This is a genomic window from Streptomyces sp. NPDC019531, from assembly GCF_044903305.1.
Classification (GTDB): Bacteria; Actinomycetota; Actinomycetes; order Streptomycetales; family Streptomycetaceae; genus Streptomyces.
The window spans coordinates 69,805-86,747 of sequence record NZ_JBJDQL010000044.1; the positions used below are offsets into that span (position 1 = coordinate 69,805).

Sequence of the window (16,943 nt, forward strand, 5' to 3'; positions counted from 1 at the left end):
CCGACCGAAGGAGTCCCCCACATGACCGGACGCCTGAACAGCGCCCAGCCATACGCCCTCGGCCTGTACCGCATCGTCGTCGGCCTGCTCTTTCTCTGTCATGGCGCCGCCTCCCTCTTCGGCATCCTGGGCGGCGCCTCGGGCACCGACGGCGGCACCGTGGAGACCGGTGCCTGGCCCGGCTGGTACGCGGCCGTGATCCAACTCGTCGGCGGCGGCCTCGTACTGCTCGGCCTGGGCACCCGCATCGCCGCGTTCGTCGCCGCGGGTTCCATGGCGTACGCGTACTTCAAGGTCCACCAGCCCATGGCCCTGTGGCCCATGGAGAACGGCGGCGAGGCCTCGGCGATGTTCTGCTGGGCCCTGGTGCTGCTGGTCTTCACCGGATCCGGCGCGTTCGGCCTGGACCGGCTGTTCGCGAAGCGCACGACGCAGGAACGGAAGCCGGCATCGGAGCCGGTGGCCGTCTGAGCGGACCGCGTACGGTGCCTTCCCCTCCCCTCCCGCGTGGAGGGGAGGGCACCCTCGCGCCGACCGGCTGGGTGAACATGCCGCGTTCATCTCATGAGCCCCCCGTGAATCTCCTGTCACTGCCCACGCGTACGCTGTATGGCTGTCTACGGGGGAATCACGGGGAGTCGCGGTGCTGGAGAATCTGGGGTCACTGACCGGCAGTCCATGGATCTACGCCATGGTCATGCTGTCGGTGCTCCTCGACGTGTTCGTGCCGTTGCTGCCGAGTGGTGTGCTGGTCATCACGGCCGCCACCGCGGCGGCCGCGGGCAGCGCTGCGACGGGGCGGGTCCCCGACGTGATGGCCCTGATCCTCTGCGCGACGACCGCCTCCGTCCTCGGCGACCTGGCCGCGTACCGTCTCGCCTTCCGGGGCGGTGCACGCCTCGACCGCGCGATCGCCCGTTCCCGTCGTCTGACCACGGCGCAGGAACGTCTCGGCGATGCGCTGTCCGCGGGTGGCGGCGCACTGGTGGTCCTCGCCCGCTTCACCCCCGCCGGCCGCTCGGTGGTCTCCCTGCTGGCCGGCACGGCTCACCGCCGAGCCCGCGACTTCCTCCCCTGGTCCGCCCTGGCCGGCCTCTCCTGGGCCGCCTACAGCGTCGCCCTCGGCTATTTCGGCGCCCACTGGCTGGGAGCGACGTGGCTGGCGACTGGGGTGTCGGTGGCGGCGCTGTTCGGGGCGGGGGCGGGGGCGGCGTATGTGATGCGGCGGCGTCCGGAGGGGGCGCAGTAGGGCGTCGGGAGGGATTTCGGCCGCGGCCCGGTGGGGCTGGTCGCGCCCCGCGTGGCGGAGCCGCAGATTGATACAGCGCCGCGCCCCTGGGTAGTTTCCGGTCACCGCCGACTGACACTCCACGTAGCCGCTGGCACCCGTACAGCGCGGGCAAGCGAGACCCGCCCCCGGCCGGCGACGGCACCGGCACGGATCAGCTCGCCTCCCGCCGCGCGGCCCCCCGCACCTCCAACCCCGCCAGCAACTCCGCCGTCGCCTCGGCGATCACATCCACGGCCCGTTCGAACACCTCCTGGTTGTGCGCGGCCGGGGCCCGGAAGCCGGACACCTTCCGCACATACTGAAGCGCGGCGGCCCGAATCTCCTCCTCCGTCGCCTCCTCGGGCAACACAGGCGGACGAAGCGTCTTGATACTGCGGCACATACCGACAGTCTCCCTCCACGAGCGGAGCGGCGCTTCCCACCGCTCACGAATGCCATGATCCTCAGCGAGGCGGCCACCGACCCCGGGGCCGACCGACGAGAGGAACAACTCCACATGGCGCACGACTTCGCGCACCCACAACCCACCGTGGCCGTCCTGGGCCCCGGCGGCACCGGAGGCTCCTCGCCGCGCCCCTGTCCCGCGTCGGCCACCGCGTGATCTGCCTGGCCGGCGACGACACAGCACACACCCTGCGCACCACCGGCATCAAGCTCCGCAGCAGCGTCTTGGGGACTTCACGACCCCCGCGAAGCCGACACCGAACTGCGTGAACCGGTCGACGCGTGTGTGATCGCCGTCAAGCACACCTCCCTCGACGCCGTCCTGGACCGTGTCCCGCCCACAGCCCTGGGCGACGGCCTGATCGTCCCCCTCCTGAACGGCGTCGAACACCCGGCGATCCTCCGCACCCGCTACCGCCAGGAACTGACCGCCCTGGTCACGGGGCGTTGCTCCGCGCGGCGGACCGGCACGAGGTGAAGGCCCCTGTCGCGACCCGGGTGGTACGGGAGTTGACGGAGTCCGGGTACTGACGCCCGGCCTCAGCCCTCCCCACCCGCCAGGTCGATCCGCCAGTCGTTTGACGTGATCCAGCGCCCCTTCGGGTACTCGAACTCGGCCTGTCCGAGCAGCGTGAAGCCCGCCCGGCGGCAGACCCCGTTGGACGCGGCGTGCTCCACGCTCGGGAACGCGTGCAGATACCGGTGCCGGCCCGCGGCCCGTGCCTCCGCCACCACGGCACGGGCCGCCTGCGCGGCCAGTCCGCGGCCCTGGAACTCCGGCAGGATGCCCCACCCGGCCTCCCATATCCGGGAGTCCCGCCACTCCCGCTCCCAGAACCCCACCGAGCCGACGGTCTCCCCGCCCTCCGCGAGCGTGACGCGGTACATCCGCCCCGACGCCAACTCCATGTACCGCTTGTGCCGCCCGGCGAGCTTCTCCGCGTTCTCGGGCCCGCCCAAGTGCGCGGTCATCTCGGGGCTGTTGGTCCTCTCCAGCAGCCAGAAGTCGCCCTCCGCCCAGGGCACCAGCCGCACCTGCTCAGCCTGCTCTTCCGCCTCCACCGCTTCCATGTCCGCCACAGTAGACGCCGGGTCTGACAAAGCCTCCGGCCTGCGGTTTTGCCGAACCGGCAACAGACCTCGCGCCATCGCGCCGTACGCTGCGAGGATCGCCGTGAGCCGCAGTCCGTGAGCCGTCACCGCACCGCCGTACGCACGGAGGACACATGCCGCACCGCACCCACCGTCTGGTCCCCGGTCCCGTCGGCCGGATCCATCTCGTGGAGCAGGGCAGCGGGCCCCTGGTCCTGCTGCTGCACGGCTTCCCGGAGTCCTGGTACTCGTGGCGCCACCAGCTGCCGGTGCTGGCCGCGGCGGGATATCGCGCGGTCGCCGTGGACGTGCGCGGATACGGCCGCTCCTCGAAGCCGGAGGCGGTGTCGGCGTACCGGATGACCGAGCTGGTGGAGGACAACGCGGCCGTGGTGGAGGCACTCGGCGAGCGTTCCGCGGTGGTCGTCGGGCACGACTGGGGCGCGACGATCGCCGCGCACTCGGCGCTGCTCAGGCCGGACGTCTTCCACGCGGTCGCCCTGCTGAGCGTGCCGTACACCCCGCCCGGCGGCCCCCGCCCCAGCGAGGTCTTCGCGCGGCTCGGCGGGGAGGAGGAGTTCTACGTCTCCTACTTCCAGCAGCCCGGCAGGGCCGAGCGCGAGATCGAACCGGATGTCCGGGGCTGGCTGGCCGGCTTCTATGCCGCGCTCTCGGCCGACACCATGCCCATGGCCGACCCGCACCTGGTGCCCGCCGGCACGCGGCCCGCTGCCGACCCCCACTTCGTCGCACCCGGCGGCCGGCTCCGCGACCGCTTCCCCACGGGCCGTCTCCCGGACTGGCTCACCGAGGACGATCTCGACGTCTACGCGGGGGAGTTCGAGCGCACGGGCCTGACCGGTGCCCTGAACCGCTACCGCGCGATGGACCGGGACTGGAAGGATCTGGCCGCCCACGCGGGCGCGGCGGTACGTCAGCCCTCTCTCTTCCTGGGCGGCACCCTGGACGCCTCCACCACCTGGCTCTCCGACGCCATCGACGCCTTCCCCACCACCCTCCCCGGTCTGCGCGGCGCCCATATCCTCGACGGCTGCGGACACTGGATCCAGCAGGAACGCCCCGAGGAGGTCGGCCGTCACCTGACCGACTGGCTGGGATCGGTCGTGGCCGGGCGATAGCGCACGTTCACCGAAAGTCACCGCCCGACCGCCGACTCGCGGGCCTGTCCTCCGGCCGGCTTCGCTCGATGCGCGGCGACGATCATGACGGCGACGGAGGTCAGCGCGATGCCGGCGCCGACGTAGAGAGGCGCGGTGTAGCCGAGGCCCGCCGTGATCGCGAGGCCGCCGGCCCAGGCCCCCAGCGCGTTGCCGATGTTGGACGCGGACACATTGGCCCCGGCGGCCAACGGCGCGCCCTGCGCGTAGTCGGTGACGCGGGTGATCAGGCCGGGCACACTCGCGAACCCGAACACCCCCATCAGGAACACCAGGACCACCGAGGCCGTGGCGTCGGCGGCCAGCAGACCGAACACGGCCAGGGTGACGGCGAGCCCCACCAGCGCGAGGACCAGCGTGCGGTCACGATCCTGGTCGGCGGCCCGCCCACCGAACAGGTTCCCGACGACCAGGCCGACGCCGTACACCATGAGCAGCCAGCCGACATCCCCCGAGGAGAAGCCGCTGACCTCGGTGAACGTATAAGCGATGTAGGTGAACGCGCCGAACATCCCGCCATAGCCGAGCGCGGTCGCCGCCAGGGTCAGCCACACCTGCCCGGTCCGGAACGCGCCGACCTGGGCACGCAGGCCGGTGGGAGGCACCGGCTCCGTCGGTGATGTCCGTCCGGCCCCGCCCGGCACGTACACGACGATTCCCGCGAGCGCGACCAGACCGATCGCCGTCACCGCCCAGAAGGCGGCCCGCCAGCCCCAGCGCTCCCCGACGAGCGCGCCGAACGGCACGCCGAGCACGTTCGCGACCGTCAGCCCGGCGAACATGACGGCCACCGCGCGGGACTTCCGCTCGGGTGCGACCAGGCCGCGCGCGACCAGTGAGCCGATCCCGAAGAACGAACCGTGGCACAACGCCGCGACGATCCGCCCGAGCAGCATCACTCCGTAGCTCGGCGCGATCGCGGACAGCAGGTTGCCGATGACGAACAGGACCAGCAGGCCGACGAGGACCTGTTTGCGGGGCAGCCGTGCCGTCGCCGCGGTCAGGACGATCGCGCCGACCGCGACGCTCAACGCGTACCCGGAGATCAGCCGGCCCGCGACCGCCTCGGAGACCGCGAAACCCGCCGCCACCTGCGGCAGCAGTCCCGCGATCAGGAACTCGGTCAGCCCGATGCCGAACCCGCCGAGGGCCAGCGCGACAAGTCCCGTCGGCACCCGCCCTTGTCCGGTCGCCCGCCTACGCACGACAATCCCGAAGATCCGCATCCATGGACCGACCCTCGCGCCCCGCCCCCGGGCCGGTCCATGGACAAAGAACCGACGACACTTGGACGAAAGCGGGGCCGATGTTCACGGTCGAGGAACGGGACCGCCTCAGAGAGCGGCTGCTGGCCCGCGCCGAGGCCGATGAGACCGTCGTGGGCGCCGCCTTCACCGGCTCGTACGCCGACGGAGAGGGCGACCGCTGGTCGGACACCGACCTGGTCCTGGCCGTCCGCGGCGACCTCACGCCGACCCTGGACCGGTGGACCGGCTGGCTCTACGACGACCTCGGCGCGCGGCACCACTGGGACCTGTCCGTCGGGGCCGGCGTCATCCGCGTGTTCCTCTTGCCCGGCTGGCTGGAGATCGACCTGACGTTCGCGACGGAGGCCGAGTTCGGCCCGCGCGGCCCGCAGTGGAGGACGGTCTTCGGCCGGCCCCGCCCCCTGGCACCCTTCGCTCCCCCGGACGCCGACACCCTGGCGGGCCTTCTCTGGCATCACGCCCTCCACGCGCGCGCGTGCATCGAGCGCGCCCGCTGGTGGCAGGCCGAGCACTGGATCAGCGCCCTGCGCGACCATGTGATCACCCTGGCCTGTCTGCGCCTGGACCTCCCGGCGGCCCACGCGAAGGGCGCCCATCTGCTGCCCGATGCCCTCTCGGCCCACCTGGAGACGACACTCGTGCGCTCGCTCGCCGCCGAGGAACTCCACCGCGCCCTGACCGCCGCGATCACGGTCGCCACGGCCGAACTCGAACTCTCCCGCCCCGAACTCGCCACCCGTCTGGCCCCCATGCTCGCCGAACTGACGAACACGCCGACCGGTCAATGCCGTTGAGATGCGTCCCCAAAGTGGGCAAGGCTCCGGGGTCATGGAGTTCTTCTGCTATCACCGTGACCGGCCCGGCTCCCTGGCGCTGCGGGAGGAGTTGAGGGAGGCGCACTGGTCCTACATGGACCGGTACGCGGACGAACTGATCGCCCGCGGCCCGACCTTCGCCGACAACGGCGAGACGCTCACCGGAAGCGTGCACATCGTCGACCTTCCCGACCCCGCCGCCGCCCGCGCGTTCGCCTTCGACGAGCCCAACTACCAGGCGGGCGCGTACCGGGACGTGCTGCTGCGCCGCTGGCGCAACCTGCTCGGTCGCACCATGTGGGACTTCCCCGGCGGCCGCACCGGTGGCAACCGGTACCTGGTGCTCGGTCTCGGCACGGGAGAGGCCGCCGACCTCGTCGTACCACCCGACGAGGACGACCTGATCGCGTACGGCCCGCTGCTCTCCGACGACGGCACCGCCTGGCTGGGCACGGCGGCCCTGGTCCGCGCCCCGGACCCGGACCGGGCGCGGTCAGTGCTGACCCGGGACCGGTACGCGGCCGTGGAGGTCCACGAGTGGGAGTTCGGCGGCCGCCGGTGAGAAACCGTTCGGGCGGCCCAGGAACTCGGCAGAACGTATGAACCACAGGAAGAGACTCGCAACCCAAAATCGAACAGGCGTAGCATTGTGGCGTGGCTACGACCTATGACTTTCCGAGTGACCTCCTCGCCGGTCAGGAGGAGCTGCATCAGGTCCGGGCCGAGCTGTCGGCCCTGCTCAAGCGGCTCCCCTGGTCGGTCGCGCCGCTGGACGGCTTCAGTGACGCCCACGGCTGGCGCAAGGTGGAGCGCCCCGCCTCCCCCGGCTGGACCCCCGACGAACAGGCCGAGGTGGAGAAGCTCCGGCAGCGCGAACACGAACTCGCGGTCTTCGTCACCACCCACCGCTTCTGGACGGACGTGGCCGTACCGGAACGCGTGGACGCCCGCTCCCGGCTGAAGCACACGCGAGAGACCTCGGAGCGGGAACCCGGGTGAACGACAGAGGACCCCGGCCGCGATAGGCCGGGGTCCTCTTCGGTGTGGGCGCGGACGGTTTCGAACCGCCGACATCCTGCTTGTAAGGCAGGCGCTCTACCCCTGAGCTACGCACCCGAGACGAGTCGACAGCCTACCTTGCCCGGGGCCATGCGCTGCAAACCCTTACTCAGGGGCCGAGGAAGTCAGGGTTGATACGGGGGAAAACCCCACCCCGGATCCGGGAGCGACCCGGATCCCCCGCAACAGCCCCGTTCCCTAGGGTCGAAGCAGGCTCGCGGAGTGCCCGCGACCGCCCCGCCCAGGGGTAGATCAGGGGGAGATCGTCATGGTCCGTTCCGTTCCCGCACGTGCCGCCGCGGCGGCCGGGGTCGTCGCGCTCGTCGTCGCGGGGGCCACCGCCTGCGGTGCCTCCGCCGGGGACGACAAGACCCCCGACCAGCGGTCCTTCGCCCTTCAGGGCCGCACCCTCACCGTCGACTCCGACGATTCGGCGCTGGAGATCGTCGCCGCCGATTCGAACAAGTCGGGCACGGTCGAGGTCACCCGCTGGTTCCAGGGCAGCGTCGCCTTCGGCAAGGACCCCAAGGTGACCTGGTCGATGAAGGACGACCGGCTGGTTCTGCGGGTGAAGTGCAGTGGTGTCGTGGCGGACTGCGCGGCCAAGCACCGCATAGAGGTGCCGCGGGACATCGCCGTGAAGGTCGAGGACGGCGACGGCAGCGTGCGGGCCCGGGGCTTCACCCAGCCGCTGAGCATCACCACCGGCGACGGTTCCGTGCGGGTCTCCGACTCCAGCGGGCCGCTGGAGCTGCACACCGGCGACGGGTCCATGCGTGCGGACGTCACCTCACGCCAGGTCACCGCCCGCACCGGGGACGGCTCGGTCCACCTCGAACTCGGCGCCGTACCCGACCGGGTGGAGACCCGCAGCGGCGACGGCTCGGTGACCGTCGAGGTGCCAAAGGCCACCTATCGCGTGGACACCAAGTCGGGCGACGGCGGGATCGATGTGTCCGTGCCCCGGTCCGACTCCAGCGACCACGTCGTGTCCGCCCAGAGCGGAGACGGGAAGATCACGGTCCGAACCGCGAACTGACCGGCCCGTGTGTTCGTCCCTTACCGGTGGGAGAATGACACCGGGCACCGCCAGGACGGAACACAGCACGGGAGAGGGATGTGACGGCGACACCATCGCAGCCGTACTCGTCGTCGTCGGTGCCACGCGCACACCGTCAGACGCTCAAAGACACCCTCTCGCTCATCGGGCTGCCACTGCTCGTCGCCCTCGCGCTGCCTGCCACGTTCGCCGGCGGCGGCACCCGGCGCTGGTTCGGCGGGCGCGCGGAGAGCCAGCGGGCCGAGGCGCAGGCCGCGAAGGACGCCGCCGCGGCCGCGTTCTACGAGCTGGACACCGCCCAGCGCGATCTGCGGATCTCGATAGAGACCATCACGGCCGTCGACGACTCCCCCGCCGCCCGGCGGGCGGTCGCCGACTTCCAGGCGATCAGCGGACGGATCGACACGGCCAGCCAGCGCTACATCGAGGCCGTCGACGCCCACGACCTGGACCGGGACGACCTGGAGGCCTCGGTCGCCGCACACGCGCGTACCGAGCTCACCCGGGCCAAGGACGACCTGGGCAACGTCAAGAAGGAGCTGGACCGTTTCGACGACAGCCTCGGTCCGCTGCTCGGCAAGGCCGAGACCCAGCTCGCCCGGCTCGCCCCGGCCGTGGAGCGGGCCCGGCAGGGTCTGCTGGCCGCCTCCAACGCCCTGGACGCCGTGCGGGAGTCTGGGCTGAAGGCGGACGACCTCGCCGCCCGGCTCGCCACCCTCGGCCCCGAGCTGACCAAGCTGAACCAGGGCGCCGGGCAGCACGGCGTGCCGCAGACCCTGGAGCGCGCCGAGCGGGTCGCGCGGGAGGCCGAGTCGATTCGTGTGGAGGCCGAGCGGCTGCCGGAGCGGGCCGCGGAGATCGACCACCGGCTCGTCTCCCTGCGCACCCGCGCCGAGGCCCTCACCACCCGCGCGGGCCAGGTCGACCCGGTCCTCAGCGAACTGCGCCGACGCTTCACGGCCGCCTGTTGGCAGGACCTCCAGCACGTCCCGGACCAGGCCGCGGAGAACGTAGCCCAGGCCGAGCGGAAGCTCCGCGAGGCGAGGGCCGCGCGCGACGAACAGCGCTGGCCGGACGCGACCTCCCTGCTCTCCACGGTCCGCGCGCTGCTCAACACCACCGACGAGTCCGTCTCCGCCGCCGGCGACCGGCTGCGCCGGCTGAACGCCGTGCAGAAGGACCCCCAGCAGGAGATCGACCGCACCCGCTTCGCCATCCGGGACGCCCAGCGCCTCGCCATGAGCGGCCGCGCCACTCCCGACCCGCGTCATGCCCGCCCGCTGGACGACTCGGTGGCCCGACTGGACCGGGCGATCGGCACGCTGGAGGGCCGCCACCCCGACTACTGGCACTTCCTGACCGAGACGGAAGCGGTACGGCAGACGGTGGCCGGGGTGGTCTCCCGGATCCGCGAGGAGCGCGGCGGCGCGCACGGTTAACCTGTGTCCATGCCTCGCTACGAGTACCGCTGCCGGACCTGCGGCGACACCTTCGAACTGAGCCGCCCGATGGCCCAGTCCTCCGACCCCGCCGACTGCCCCGCCGGCCACGACGATACGGTGAAGCTGCTGTCGACGGTGGCGGTGGGCGGCACGTCGAGCGCCGCCTCCGCTCCCGCCCCCTCGCCCAGGGCGGGCGGCGGTTGCTGCGGCGGAGGCTGCTGCGGCTGACCGCCGTCCAAGCGCGGCCGCCCCTCGTCAAGGTCTCGGACATCGAGAAGACGGAAGCCGGGTTCCTGCGGCACGGCACCGAGGCGGTGTTCTCCGGCCGGATGATCCCGTGGCTCCGCAGTCTCGTCTCGGTCCCGGCGGGCGTCGAACGCATGCCGCTGTCCGTCTTTCTCACGCTCACCGCCCTGGGCAGCGCGCTGTAGAACACCGCGTTCGTGTTCGCGGGCCACGCCCTGGGCTCAAATGGACCCATGTAACCGACGTCGTGTCCGCGTACTCGAAGGTGGTTCTCGCGGCGGTGGCGCTGACGGTGGCGGTCTTCATCACGCTACGGCTGCTGCGGCGCCCGGGACCGGGTCGCCGCAGGGCGGGCACGGACGCGGACACGGGGCGTGAACGCGCGTCGGTGGAGCCGGTGTCGTAAGCCGACAGGCTCCCGCCGACACCGTCAGCGCCCCGGGCCACTCATCGTGCCGCCCCGGCTCCTCAGACCGCTCCGTGCCGCGTCCCCCGCAGGAACTCGCGCAGAATCCGCTCCCCCGCCAGCACGCCCCTCTCGGGCAGTGCGCTGATCGCCGGCGCCGTCCAGCCCACGTCCGCCAGTTCCCCGTGGCCCGGCCGCCAGCCCCGGTCCGCGGCGAGCAGCAGGTCGGCGTCGAGCAGGGAGTCGCCCGCGGCCAGTGTCAGGGAGGCCCCGGCCCGGCGGGCCACCTCGCGCACGGCCGCGCTCTTGGTGAGCGGCTTCGGGACGGCGTAGATCTTGCGGCCCTGGAGGGAGACCGTCCAGCCGCGGTTCTCGGCCCACACCGCGAGTTCCTTCACCCAGTCCTCGGGCAGCAGTTCGCGCTCGACGACGAGGTAGACGAAGAGGTCCTCGGCGATCCGGTGCTTGCGCACCCACAAGGGATCTGCCGTCTCCTGGAGGTGGGCGCGCACCTCCTCCAGGGGCGCGCACTCGTCAGCCAGGCGGGCCGTCACGCGCGCGTGCCAGTCGAGGTCGGTGACGCCGTCGACCAGCAGATGGCCGCCGTTCGCGCAGATCGCGTAAGTCGGCGGGGGGCCGGGCAGGTTGATGCGCTGGTACTGCTTGCGGGTGCGGGTCGTGGTCGGCACGAAGACCGCCGCGTCCCCGAGTTCGCAGAGCAGCCCGGCCGCGGTCTCCGTCATGTACGACAGCGGCCTGCTCTCGTGCACCTCGACGCAGAGCAGCCGGGGTGCCCGCGCGTCCGGCATGGTCAGCGCGAGGGCGGCGGCGGAGTAGATGAGCGTACGGTCGAGGTCGCTCGCGACGAGCACGGGAGCCGGCATCAGACACCCACCGCCTTGCCGTCGGCGCCCGTCGCGCCCCGCGTGTACCTGGGGTGGATCAACCCCACGCAGGTGTAAGGGAGTTCGGCGACCTCTTCCACCGGGACACCTCTCTGCTCGGCCAACAGGCGTACGTGGTCCAGGTCGGCGCCGGCGCCGGCCCGCGCCAGGATCTTCCAGGGCACCCGGCGCAGCAGCACCCGGGTGGTCTCACCGACACCCGGCTTGACGAGGTTGACGTCGTGGATGCCGTACTCCTCACTGATGCGTTCGACGGCCGCCCAGCCCTCCCAGGTGGGCTCGCGGTCGCCGGACAACAGGTCCTTCGCCGTCGCGTCCACGGCTTCCACGACGTCCGGGAAGCGGGCGGCCACGGCGTCCAGGAACTCCACCGACACATCCGCGCCGGCGAGTTCACGGTAGAACTTCGCGCCGTGGAAGTCGTCCGGGCCGACCAGGTCCGCGCGCAGGACCGTACGCGAAATCAGGCCGGACACCGTGGAGTTGAGGCACGCGGAGGGGATGAGGAAGTCCTCGCGGGTGCCGTACGTCCGCACGCACGAGCCCGGGTCGGCGAGTACGGCGATCTCCGGGTCGAAGCCGACGGGACCGCCCTCGGCCTCGAACTCCTCGATGGCGGCGGTCAGTTCGCGGGTGATCGCGCCCTTGCCGGTCCAGCCGTCGACGAAGACGACGTCGGCGGGGTCGTGGTGTTCGGCCAGCCAGCGCAGGGCGTTGGCGTCGATGCCGCGGCCGCGGACGATCGAGACCGCGTAGTGGGGCAGGTCGAGGCCGTGGCGGAACTGGGCCCAGCGGCGCATCAGGACGCCGACGGGGGTGCCGGCACGGGCCAGGGAGACCAGGACGGGGCGGGGCGAGCGCTCCTGGAGCACGATCTCCGTCACGGCGCCGACGGCCTGAGCGAGCCTCGCGGAGGACTCCTGGAGGGCCGTCCGGAACAGCTCCTGGTACTGGTCGCTCGGCTGGTACTCCACCGGCAGCGACTCCGCGTAGTGCGCGCCGCCGCTCTGGATGGCCTCCTCGCGCTCCTCGGTCGGCGCCTCCAGGGTGACGTCCGAGAGGTCCTGGAGCAGCCAGCCGACGTCCTCCGGAGCGTAGGAGGAGAAGGCGGGGCCGCGGAGGGGGGCGGGGAGCATGGGGGGCCTTTCGGGGGTGTAGCTGGGGACCACCGCGAGGACTGTCTGCCGGGTGTGCTGGGCCAGCTGGGCCAGGAGGCCGTCCGGTGCGTGGAGTCGTGGGGTGTCGGCGGTGGAGTCGACGACCGCGATCACCGCGTCGAAACCGGCTCCGGCGACGTTGTAGGCGTAGCGGTCGCCGGGGCCGTCGGCGGGGGTGTCGTGGGCGGGGAAGGTGAGGCGGGTGCGGATGGCGTAACCGGGGTCGTCGACGGCGAGGACGGGGCTGCGGGTGGTGGTGGAGTAGGTCACCTGGACGCCCTGCGCGACCTGTTCGAGTTCTCGGGCGAGTCTCAGGGGGGCGTACATCAGCTCTTCGAAGCCGAGGACGTGGACGCGGTGCGCGTCTTCCGGGAGCGCCTCTGCCAGACGGGCGGCCATCGCGGGAAGGGCGGATTCGAGGCGTATTCGGTGCGCCGGGGTGAAGCCGTGGCGGCCGCCGTCCGGGAGGTCTCGGGGCCACGACAGGTCCATGCGGCTGATTGCCGGGTGCGGGTGTGTGGGGCCTGGTCGCGCCCACGCGGCGGTAGCCGCAGATTCAATACAGCCCCGCCCCCCTGACGAACCTTCGTACAGGGCGACCAGATCTTGCCCCTTCTCCAGTACCCTTTCAGGCAGGCGCACGGTGCCCGAGGCCGCCGCCACCAGGTCCACTCTCGCGCCGATCTCCCCCGCGAACTCCTCCAGTCGCCCCGCGTCCGTCTCCGACCGCATGTCGACCAGGGCGACCACCACGTACCGGTCCCGTGGATACCGGTCGTGCAGATCCCTGATCGTGTTCAGGACCGTGTTGCCCGTCGAGAACTCGTCGTCGACCAGGACCAGGGGGCCGTCGCCGGCCAGCAGGGCCGGGTCCTCCGGCAGCAGGAGATGACTGGTGGCGTGGGAGTGGGACTCCTCGAAGCCGCCCGCGGGGGGCACGCCGGGGACCGGGCGGCGGGTGGAGTGGAGGTAGGGAGCCAGGGCGATGCCGTCGGCGACCGAGTGGCCGAGGCCGGTCGCGGTCTCGGCGTAGCCCAGGACCACCGCCCGGGCCGCGTCCTCGTCGCCCAGCAGGTCGCGGACTCTGCGGCCCAGTGCGAAGCCCTGGCCGTAGACCACCGACGGCGACTGCGGTACGTGCTTGCCGAGCACGTTGGAGACCAGCAGGTGGGCCCGCTTGGGGTTACGGCGCAGCGCGAGTCCCAGCAGATCGGTCAGCCCGGCGTCGCCCACGAGTTCGACGCCGAGCCGCTCGGCGACCCACGTCCCCGACCAGACCTCGCCCGGGCTCCCGTCGTTCACTGCCTTGTTCATGCGTCCCTTGGTGTCCACTAATGATCAGCCGGGTATTCCGGCGGCCAGCAGCTCCACGAAGCCGATGTCCTCGTTGGCCACACCGAAGACCTCGGCGCGCAGCAGGGTGCGCTCGGCCCAGGCACGGTGCGGCTTCACTTCGTTCATTTTGTTCGTGTACTGCGACCTCAGTACACCCCCGCCGCCGCGCTCGGGCCGCAGGATGTCCTGCGCGTCGCTGAACTCCTCGTGGCTGACCACGGACAGCGCGTGCACGGGCAGGACGTGGGAGGGGTGGATGCAGGTCTTGCCGAGCAGACCGTTGGCCTGGTCGAGGGTGATCTCACGCAGCAGGCCGTCCATGGCGTGCTCGATGAGTGCCTCGCGCAGTTCCTCGGCCTGGCCCTCCAGGAAGGGGCTGCGGCGCAGCTGGGGCTTGAACATGCGCTCCTGGACCCGGAAGTACTCCCAGACCGGCCCGGTCACCGTGAAGCCGGTGCCGTCGGCGCGGCCCAGCATGTTCACCACGTCGGCGATCACGGAGGCGACGATCTGGACGTCCCAGGCGGTCATGTCGGGGGCGCGGCGCAGGCCGTAGGAGGAGCAGAAGTCGGTGACGCCGAGGCGGAGCGCGAGGACCCGCTCGCGGTACTTGTCGACCGCGCGCGCGATGCCCTCCAGGGTTTCTACGCGCGTCTCCCGGTACAGCAGGTCCGGGGACTCCAGGACGGGCATGGCGAACAGCCGGTGTCCGCTCGCGGCCTCGGCGGCGGAGAGCGCCTCCAGGAAGGGGATGCCGCGCTCCTCGGTGAACTTCGGGAGCACGAACCCGGACAGCAGGCTCACGGCGGGGCCGAGCCGTCGTACGAGATCGGGGATCTGTCCGGGGTGACGGACCCGGATGAAGAGCAGCGGAAGGTCCACCGCCCGCTCCGCGAGGTCCGTGAACTGCCGGACGAGGTTCTCCTCGCCCTCGGCCACGTCGTCGTCACCGATCGAGTCTTCAAGGCACAGCACCATCGAGACCACGCCGCGTCCGGTCTGCTTGACGATGTCGTCGGCAAGCCGCGGCCGCGTGGCCGGACTGTAGAGCGTGGCGCCCAGAGCCGCGGAGAGCAGCCGGGTCGGGGAGTCCGCGGTGAACTCGCACGGCTCCTGGTAGAAGAGGCGCTGACGCACCTCAGGGGCAATGTGCCCGAAATGACGCATATGACTCCCCCGCGACAGCTGCGCCGTCTGTGAACCGTTCACAGGTGGCCGGTAATAGTACGTAGGGATCCATGTCAGAGGTTCCCGCTGGGCATGAATTTCAGGTAACGCAGACAAACACGGCCATGTCGACTCCGCTGCGCCATGAACCGGCTTCTCTCACCCCCGCGTTGTCGTGACCAGGACCGAGAGGGCAGGATGACCGCATGACGCACGCCATGCTGAAGGGGTCGAACGTCCCGCTTGATGCCACTACGGTACGCGCCGTGCTGCGCTGGGCGCCCGGGCAGGGGGTCCCGCCCGTCGACGCCTCGGCACTGCTCCTCGGCCCCGACGGCCGTGTGCGGTCCGACGAGGACTTCGTCTTCTACAACCAGCCCCGACACCCCTCCGGGAAGGTCTGGCTCCTCGGCAAGAAACGCGTCGCGGAAGGCCCCACCGACACGATCCAGACAGACCTGACCGGTGTCGAGCCCGGCGTCAGTCAGATTCTCCTGGTCGCTTCGGCCGAGGGTGCCACCTTCGACCGCGTACAGGGCCTGCGCATCCTGCTGTACGACGCCACGGTCGCCGACAGCGAGCCGCTGGCCTACTTCGACATCAAGCCGGAGACCGGCGAGGAGACGGCCCTGATCTGCGGCGAGCTGTACCGCCGCGGCGAGGGCTGGAAGTTCCGCGCCCTGGGCGAGGGCTATGTGAACGGCCTCCAGGGCCTGGCCACGGACTTCGGTATCACGGTGGACGAGTCGGAGCCCGCGGCACAGCCCCTCCCGCCCGAACAGCCGGCCCAGTCGGCCACCTCGGTCCCCACCCAGCCGGCATACGGCTACCCCCAGCCGTCAACCCCGGCAACGGCGCCCGTGGCATCGGGCTACGGCTACCCGCCTCCGGTGAGCCCGGTCCCGGCCGCGGCGGGGGAATTCCGCATGCCTCCGCAAGGGCCACAATTCATCGGTCGGTAGAGAGATCTACTCAGGGGCGCGAGGCTGTGTCGATGTCCGGCTCCGCCGCGTGGGCGCGACCAGCCACACACAACCGGCAGACAAGAACTCACCTGTCCGCCTTGGCCTTGTAACCCCGCCCCCACTGCAACCCCCACCCGTACAACCGGTCCAGCTCCCCCTGGAACCCGTACACGAACTGCACCTCACGCCGCACGACAAGCTCACCCTTGACGTTCTCGATCATCACCACCGCACACGACCGGGCCTGCGGATGCCGCTCGTCGAGACCTATCTCGATCCGCGGCCCGTTGCTCGGATACAGCGTCACGATCGCGTGCGTACGGTCGAACGCCGGTGTCTGGTCGTAGATGTACACGAAGACCAGCAGCCGCTTGATCTCGTCCCGGTGATCGAGGTTGACGTACATCGTCTCGCCGGACGCCGACCCGAACCGGTCGTCCCCGCTGAGCTTCACGTACGGCGGCGCGTTGACGTCCCCCAGCAGCCCACCGAGCGGCTGGACGACCCCCTTCGTCCCGTCGGCCAGTTCGTACAGGCACCCCAGGTCGAGGTCGACGTTGACCATGCTCTGACTGTGCCCGAGGACCTCCGGCGGCTTGAGCGCCTTGAAGGGGTGCCGCAGCAGCGACTCGCGCTGTGAGCCCCCGATGTCGGACGTCCGCATCCGCCAGGTCAGGTTGACGCGCAGGTTCCCGGTCGCCGCGCCCTGTTTGGTGAGGGAGACCCGGTTGTGCCGCTTGGTCAGTTCGATCGCGTTGCTGGCCGCGCTGCCCGAGTCGAAGTCGACCTCGCGGCCGCCCCTGAGCCCGTCGAAGAAGCCCATTCCCGCCCCCCACGTTCGCGTTGGAAAACCGGCGTCACCTGGCGTCGCCTGGCGTCACTTGGAAAACCGGCGGGGCGGCCGGAGGCCGGCCGCCCCGCTCAGAGCGTTCCTCACCAGGAAGGGTGTCACACCCCGGACGAGACCTCAGTCTTCTCGTCCGAGCCCTCTGCTTTTCCCTCCGCGGCCGCGAGTGCGTTGTTGCGGCGCACCGAGGACCAGAAGGACCAGCCGATCAGGATCACACCGACGAGACCGGTGATGATCTCGTTGATCTGGTACTGGATGGTGAC

18 protein-coding genes, 1 tRNA gene and 2 pseudogenes are annotated in these 16,943 nt (G+C 71.2%); 12 read left to right on the forward strand and 9 right to left on the reverse strand.

What is annotated here, in order from left to right; all coding sequences use genetic code 11:
- The first annotated feature begins 21 nt into the window (after positions 1 to 21).
- The gene (locus ACI2L1_RS36080; protein WP_404743643.1) at positions 22 to 471 is read left to right on the forward strand and encodes a DoxX family protein; all 450 of its coding nucleotides are present in this window, start codon (positions 22 to 24) and stop codon (positions 469 to 471) included.
- Between the two features lie 220 nt (positions 472 to 691).
- On the forward strand, positions 692 to 1,249 hold the full coding sequence (locus ACI2L1_RS36085; RefSeq protein WP_404743663.1) for a DedA family protein: 558 nt from the start codon (positions 692 to 694) through the stop codon (positions 1,247 to 1,249).
- A 193-nt stretch (positions 1,250 to 1,442) separates the two neighbouring features.
- Here ACI2L1_RS36085 and ACI2L1_RS36090 read toward each other — a convergent pair whose 3' ends face one another.
- On the reverse strand, positions 1,443 to 1,673 hold the full coding sequence (locus ACI2L1_RS36090) for a DUF2277 domain-containing protein (protein WP_404743644.1): 231 nt from the start codon (positions 1,671 to 1,673) through the stop codon (positions 1,443 to 1,445).
- A 114-nt stretch (positions 1,674 to 1,787) separates the two neighbouring features.
- On the opposite strand from ACI2L1_RS36090, the pseudogene ACI2L1_RS36095 reads away from it, so the two are divergent.
- Positions 1,788 to 2,198 (forward strand): annotated as a pseudogene (locus ACI2L1_RS36095) (ketopantoate reductase family protein); the annotation flags it as partial.
- A gap of 77 nt (positions 2,199 to 2,275) precedes the next feature.
- Here the strand turns inward: ACI2L1_RS36095 and ACI2L1_RS36100 are convergent.
- Entirely contained in the window at positions 2,276 to 2,806 is a 531-nt protein-coding gene (locus ACI2L1_RS36100) for a GNAT family N-acetyltransferase (protein ID WP_404743645.1), read from the reverse strand.
- Positions 2,807 to 2,961: 155 nt separating this feature from the next.
- On the opposite strand from ACI2L1_RS36100, the gene ACI2L1_RS36105 reads away from it, so the two are divergent.
- Entirely contained in the window at positions 2,962 to 3,966 is a 1,005-nt protein-coding gene (locus tag ACI2L1_RS36105; protein ID WP_404743646.1) for an alpha/beta fold hydrolase, read from the forward strand.
- 17 nt (positions 3,967 to 3,983) lie between these two features.
- Here the strand turns inward: ACI2L1_RS36105 and ACI2L1_RS36110 are convergent, their stop codons facing one another.
- Positions 3,984 to 5,180, reverse strand: a complete 1,197-nt coding sequence (locus ACI2L1_RS36110; protein ID WP_404743647.1) for an MFS transporter — start codon at positions 5,178 to 5,180, stop codon at positions 3,984 to 3,986.
- 131 nt (positions 5,181 to 5,311) lie between these two features.
- Between ACI2L1_RS36110 and ACI2L1_RS36115 the strand changes: the two genes are divergently transcribed.
- The 3 genes from ACI2L1_RS36115 to ACI2L1_RS36125 all read left to right on the forward strand — a co-directional run bounded on the left by ACI2L1_RS36115 (position 5,312) and on the right by ACI2L1_RS36125 (position 7,087).
- Positions 5,312 to 6,067: a hypothetical protein gene (locus ACI2L1_RS36115; RefSeq protein WP_404743648.1), complete on the forward strand. Its 756-nt coding sequence runs from the start codon at positions 5,312 to 5,314 to the stop codon at positions 6,065 to 6,067.
- Between the two features lie 34 nt (positions 6,068 to 6,101).
- Positions 6,102 to 6,650, forward strand: coding sequence for a YciI family protein (locus ACI2L1_RS36120; protein ID WP_404743649.1), 549 nt, complete (start codon positions 6,102 to 6,104; stop codon positions 6,648 to 6,650).
- Positions 6,651 to 6,742: 92 nt separating this feature from the next.
- On the forward strand, positions 6,743 to 7,087 hold the full coding sequence (locus tag ACI2L1_RS36125) for a hypothetical protein (protein ID WP_404743650.1): 345 nt from the start codon (positions 6,743 to 6,745) through the stop codon (positions 7,085 to 7,087).
- Between the two features lie 45 nt (positions 7,088 to 7,132).
- Here the strand turns inward: ACI2L1_RS36125 and ACI2L1_RS36130 are convergent.
- Positions 7,133 to 7,204, reverse strand: a tRNA-Val gene (locus ACI2L1_RS36130).
- 211 nt (positions 7,205 to 7,415) lie between these two features.
- Here ACI2L1_RS36130 and ACI2L1_RS36135 point away from each other — a divergent pair.
- From ACI2L1_RS36135 to ACI2L1_RS36150, 4 genes and pseudogenes are all read left to right on the forward strand, one after another.
- Positions 7,416 to 8,186, forward strand: coding sequence for a DUF4097 family beta strand repeat-containing protein (locus ACI2L1_RS36135; RefSeq protein WP_404743651.1), 771 nt, complete (start codon positions 7,416 to 7,418; stop codon positions 8,184 to 8,186).
- Positions 8,187 to 8,266: 80 nt separating this feature from the next.
- A complete protein-coding gene (locus ACI2L1_RS36140) occupies positions 8,267 to 9,646 on the forward strand; it encodes a hypothetical protein (RefSeq protein WP_404743652.1) in 1,380 nt (459 codons plus the stop codon).
- Between the two features lie 9 nt (positions 9,647 to 9,655).
- Positions 9,656 to 9,877, forward strand: coding sequence for a zinc ribbon domain-containing protein (locus ACI2L1_RS36145; protein WP_404743653.1), 222 nt, complete (start codon positions 9,656 to 9,658; stop codon positions 9,875 to 9,877).
- A pseudogene (locus tag ACI2L1_RS36150) lies at positions 9,871 to 10,301 on the forward strand (DedA family protein); the annotation flags it as partial. The gene ACI2L1_RS36145 and the pseudogene ACI2L1_RS36150, both read left to right, overlap by 7 nt.
- A 62-nt stretch (positions 10,302 to 10,363) precedes the next feature.
- Here ACI2L1_RS36150 and ACI2L1_RS36155 read toward each other — a convergent pair.
- From ACI2L1_RS36155 to ACI2L1_RS36165, 3 genes are read right to left on the reverse strand one after another with little or no spacing between them, the layout of a single operon-like run.
- Positions 10,364 to 11,185: an HAD family hydrolase gene (locus tag ACI2L1_RS36155; protein WP_404743654.1), complete on the reverse strand. Its 822-nt coding sequence runs from the start codon at positions 11,183 to 11,185 to the stop codon at positions 10,364 to 10,366.
- Positions 11,185 to 13,677, reverse strand: coding sequence for a phosphoribosyltransferase (locus tag ACI2L1_RS36160; protein WP_404743655.1), 2,493 nt, complete (start codon positions 13,675 to 13,677; stop codon positions 11,185 to 11,187). Before ACI2L1_RS36160 ends, ACI2L1_RS36155 begins: the two co-directional genes overlap by 1 nt.
- 24 nt (positions 13,678 to 13,701) lie before the next feature.
- Positions 13,702 to 14,865, reverse strand: a complete 1,164-nt coding sequence (locus ACI2L1_RS36165) for an HpcH/HpaI aldolase/citrate lyase family protein (protein ID WP_404743656.1) — start codon at positions 14,863 to 14,865, stop codon at positions 13,702 to 13,704.
- A 206-nt stretch (positions 14,866 to 15,071) separates the two neighbouring features.
- Here ACI2L1_RS36165 and ACI2L1_RS36170 point away from each other — a divergent pair, with 206 nt between their 5' ends.
- Positions 15,072 to 15,827, forward strand: coding sequence for a TerD family protein (locus ACI2L1_RS36170; RefSeq protein WP_404743657.1), 756 nt, complete (start codon positions 15,072 to 15,074; stop codon positions 15,825 to 15,827).
- Between the two features lie 88 nt (positions 15,828 to 15,915).
- Here the strand turns inward: ACI2L1_RS36170 and ACI2L1_RS36175 are convergent, their stop codons facing one another.
- Both ACI2L1_RS36175 and ACI2L1_RS36180 read right to left on the reverse strand, forming a co-directional pair.
- Complete coding sequence (locus ACI2L1_RS36175) at positions 15,916 to 16,653, reverse strand: Tellurium resistance (RefSeq protein ID WP_404743658.1); 738 nt, start codon at positions 16,651 to 16,653, stop codon at positions 15,916 to 15,918.
- A gap of 125 nt (positions 16,654 to 16,778) precedes the next feature.
- Positions 16,779 to 16,943: DUF475 domain-containing protein (locus tag ACI2L1_RS36180; RefSeq protein ID WP_404743664.1), on the reverse strand; the 165-nt coding region annotated here is incomplete at its 5' end.

What these genes read in the sequence shown, in the direction of transcription:
- ACI2L1_RS36080 (WP_404743643.1), top strand. Translation starts at nt 22, where the DNA reads ATGACCGGACGCCTGAACAGCGCCCAGCCATACGCCCTCGGCCTGTAC.
- ACI2L1_RS36085 (WP_404743663.1), top strand. Translation starts at nt 692, where the DNA reads ATGGTCATGCTGTCGGTGCTCCTCGACGTGTTCGTGCCGTTGCTGCCG.
- ACI2L1_RS36090 (WP_404743644.1), bottom strand. Translation starts at nt 1,673, where the DNA reads ATGTGCCGCAGTATCAAGACGCTTCGTCCGCCTGTGTTGCCCGAGGAG.
- ACI2L1_RS36100 (WP_404743645.1), bottom strand. Translation starts at nt 2,806, where the DNA reads ATGGAAGCGGTGGAGGCGGAAGAGCAGGCTGAGCAGGTGCGGCTGGTG.
- ACI2L1_RS36105 (WP_404743646.1), top strand. Translation starts at nt 2,962, where the DNA reads ATGCCGCACCGCACCCACCGTCTGGTCCCCGGTCCCGTCGGCCGGATC.
- ACI2L1_RS36115 (WP_404743648.1), top strand. Translation starts at nt 5,312, where the DNA reads ATGTTCACGGTCGAGGAACGGGACCGCCTCAGAGAGCGGCTGCTGGCC.
- ACI2L1_RS36120 (WP_404743649.1), top strand. Translation starts at nt 6,102, where the DNA reads ATGGAGTTCTTCTGCTATCACCGTGACCGGCCCGGCTCCCTGGCGCTG.
- ACI2L1_RS36135 (WP_404743651.1), top strand. Translation starts at nt 7,416, where the DNA reads ATGGTCCGTTCCGTTCCCGCACGTGCCGCCGCGGCGGCCGGGGTCGTC.
- ACI2L1_RS36145 (WP_404743653.1), top strand. Translation starts at nt 9,656, where the DNA reads ATGCCTCGCTACGAGTACCGCTGCCGGACCTGCGGCGACACCTTCGAA.
- ACI2L1_RS36155 (WP_404743654.1), bottom strand. Translation starts at nt 11,185, where the DNA reads ATGCCGGCTCCCGTGCTCGTCGCGAGCGACCTCGACCGTACGCTCATC.
- ACI2L1_RS36160 (WP_404743655.1), bottom strand. Translation starts at nt 13,677, where the DNA reads ATGAACAAGGCAGTGAACGACGGGAGCCCGGGCGAGGTCTGGTCGGGG.
- ACI2L1_RS36165 (WP_404743656.1), bottom strand. Translation starts at nt 14,865, where the DNA reads ATGCGTCATTTCGGGCACATTGCCCCTGAGGTGCGTCAGCGCCTCTTC.
- ACI2L1_RS36170 (WP_404743657.1), top strand. Translation starts at nt 15,072, where the DNA reads ATGACGCACGCCATGCTGAAGGGGTCGAACGTCCCGCTTGATGCCACT.
- ACI2L1_RS36175 (WP_404743658.1), bottom strand. Translation starts at nt 16,653, where the DNA reads ATGGGCTTCTTCGACGGGCTCAGGGGCGGCCGCGAGGTCGACTTCGAC.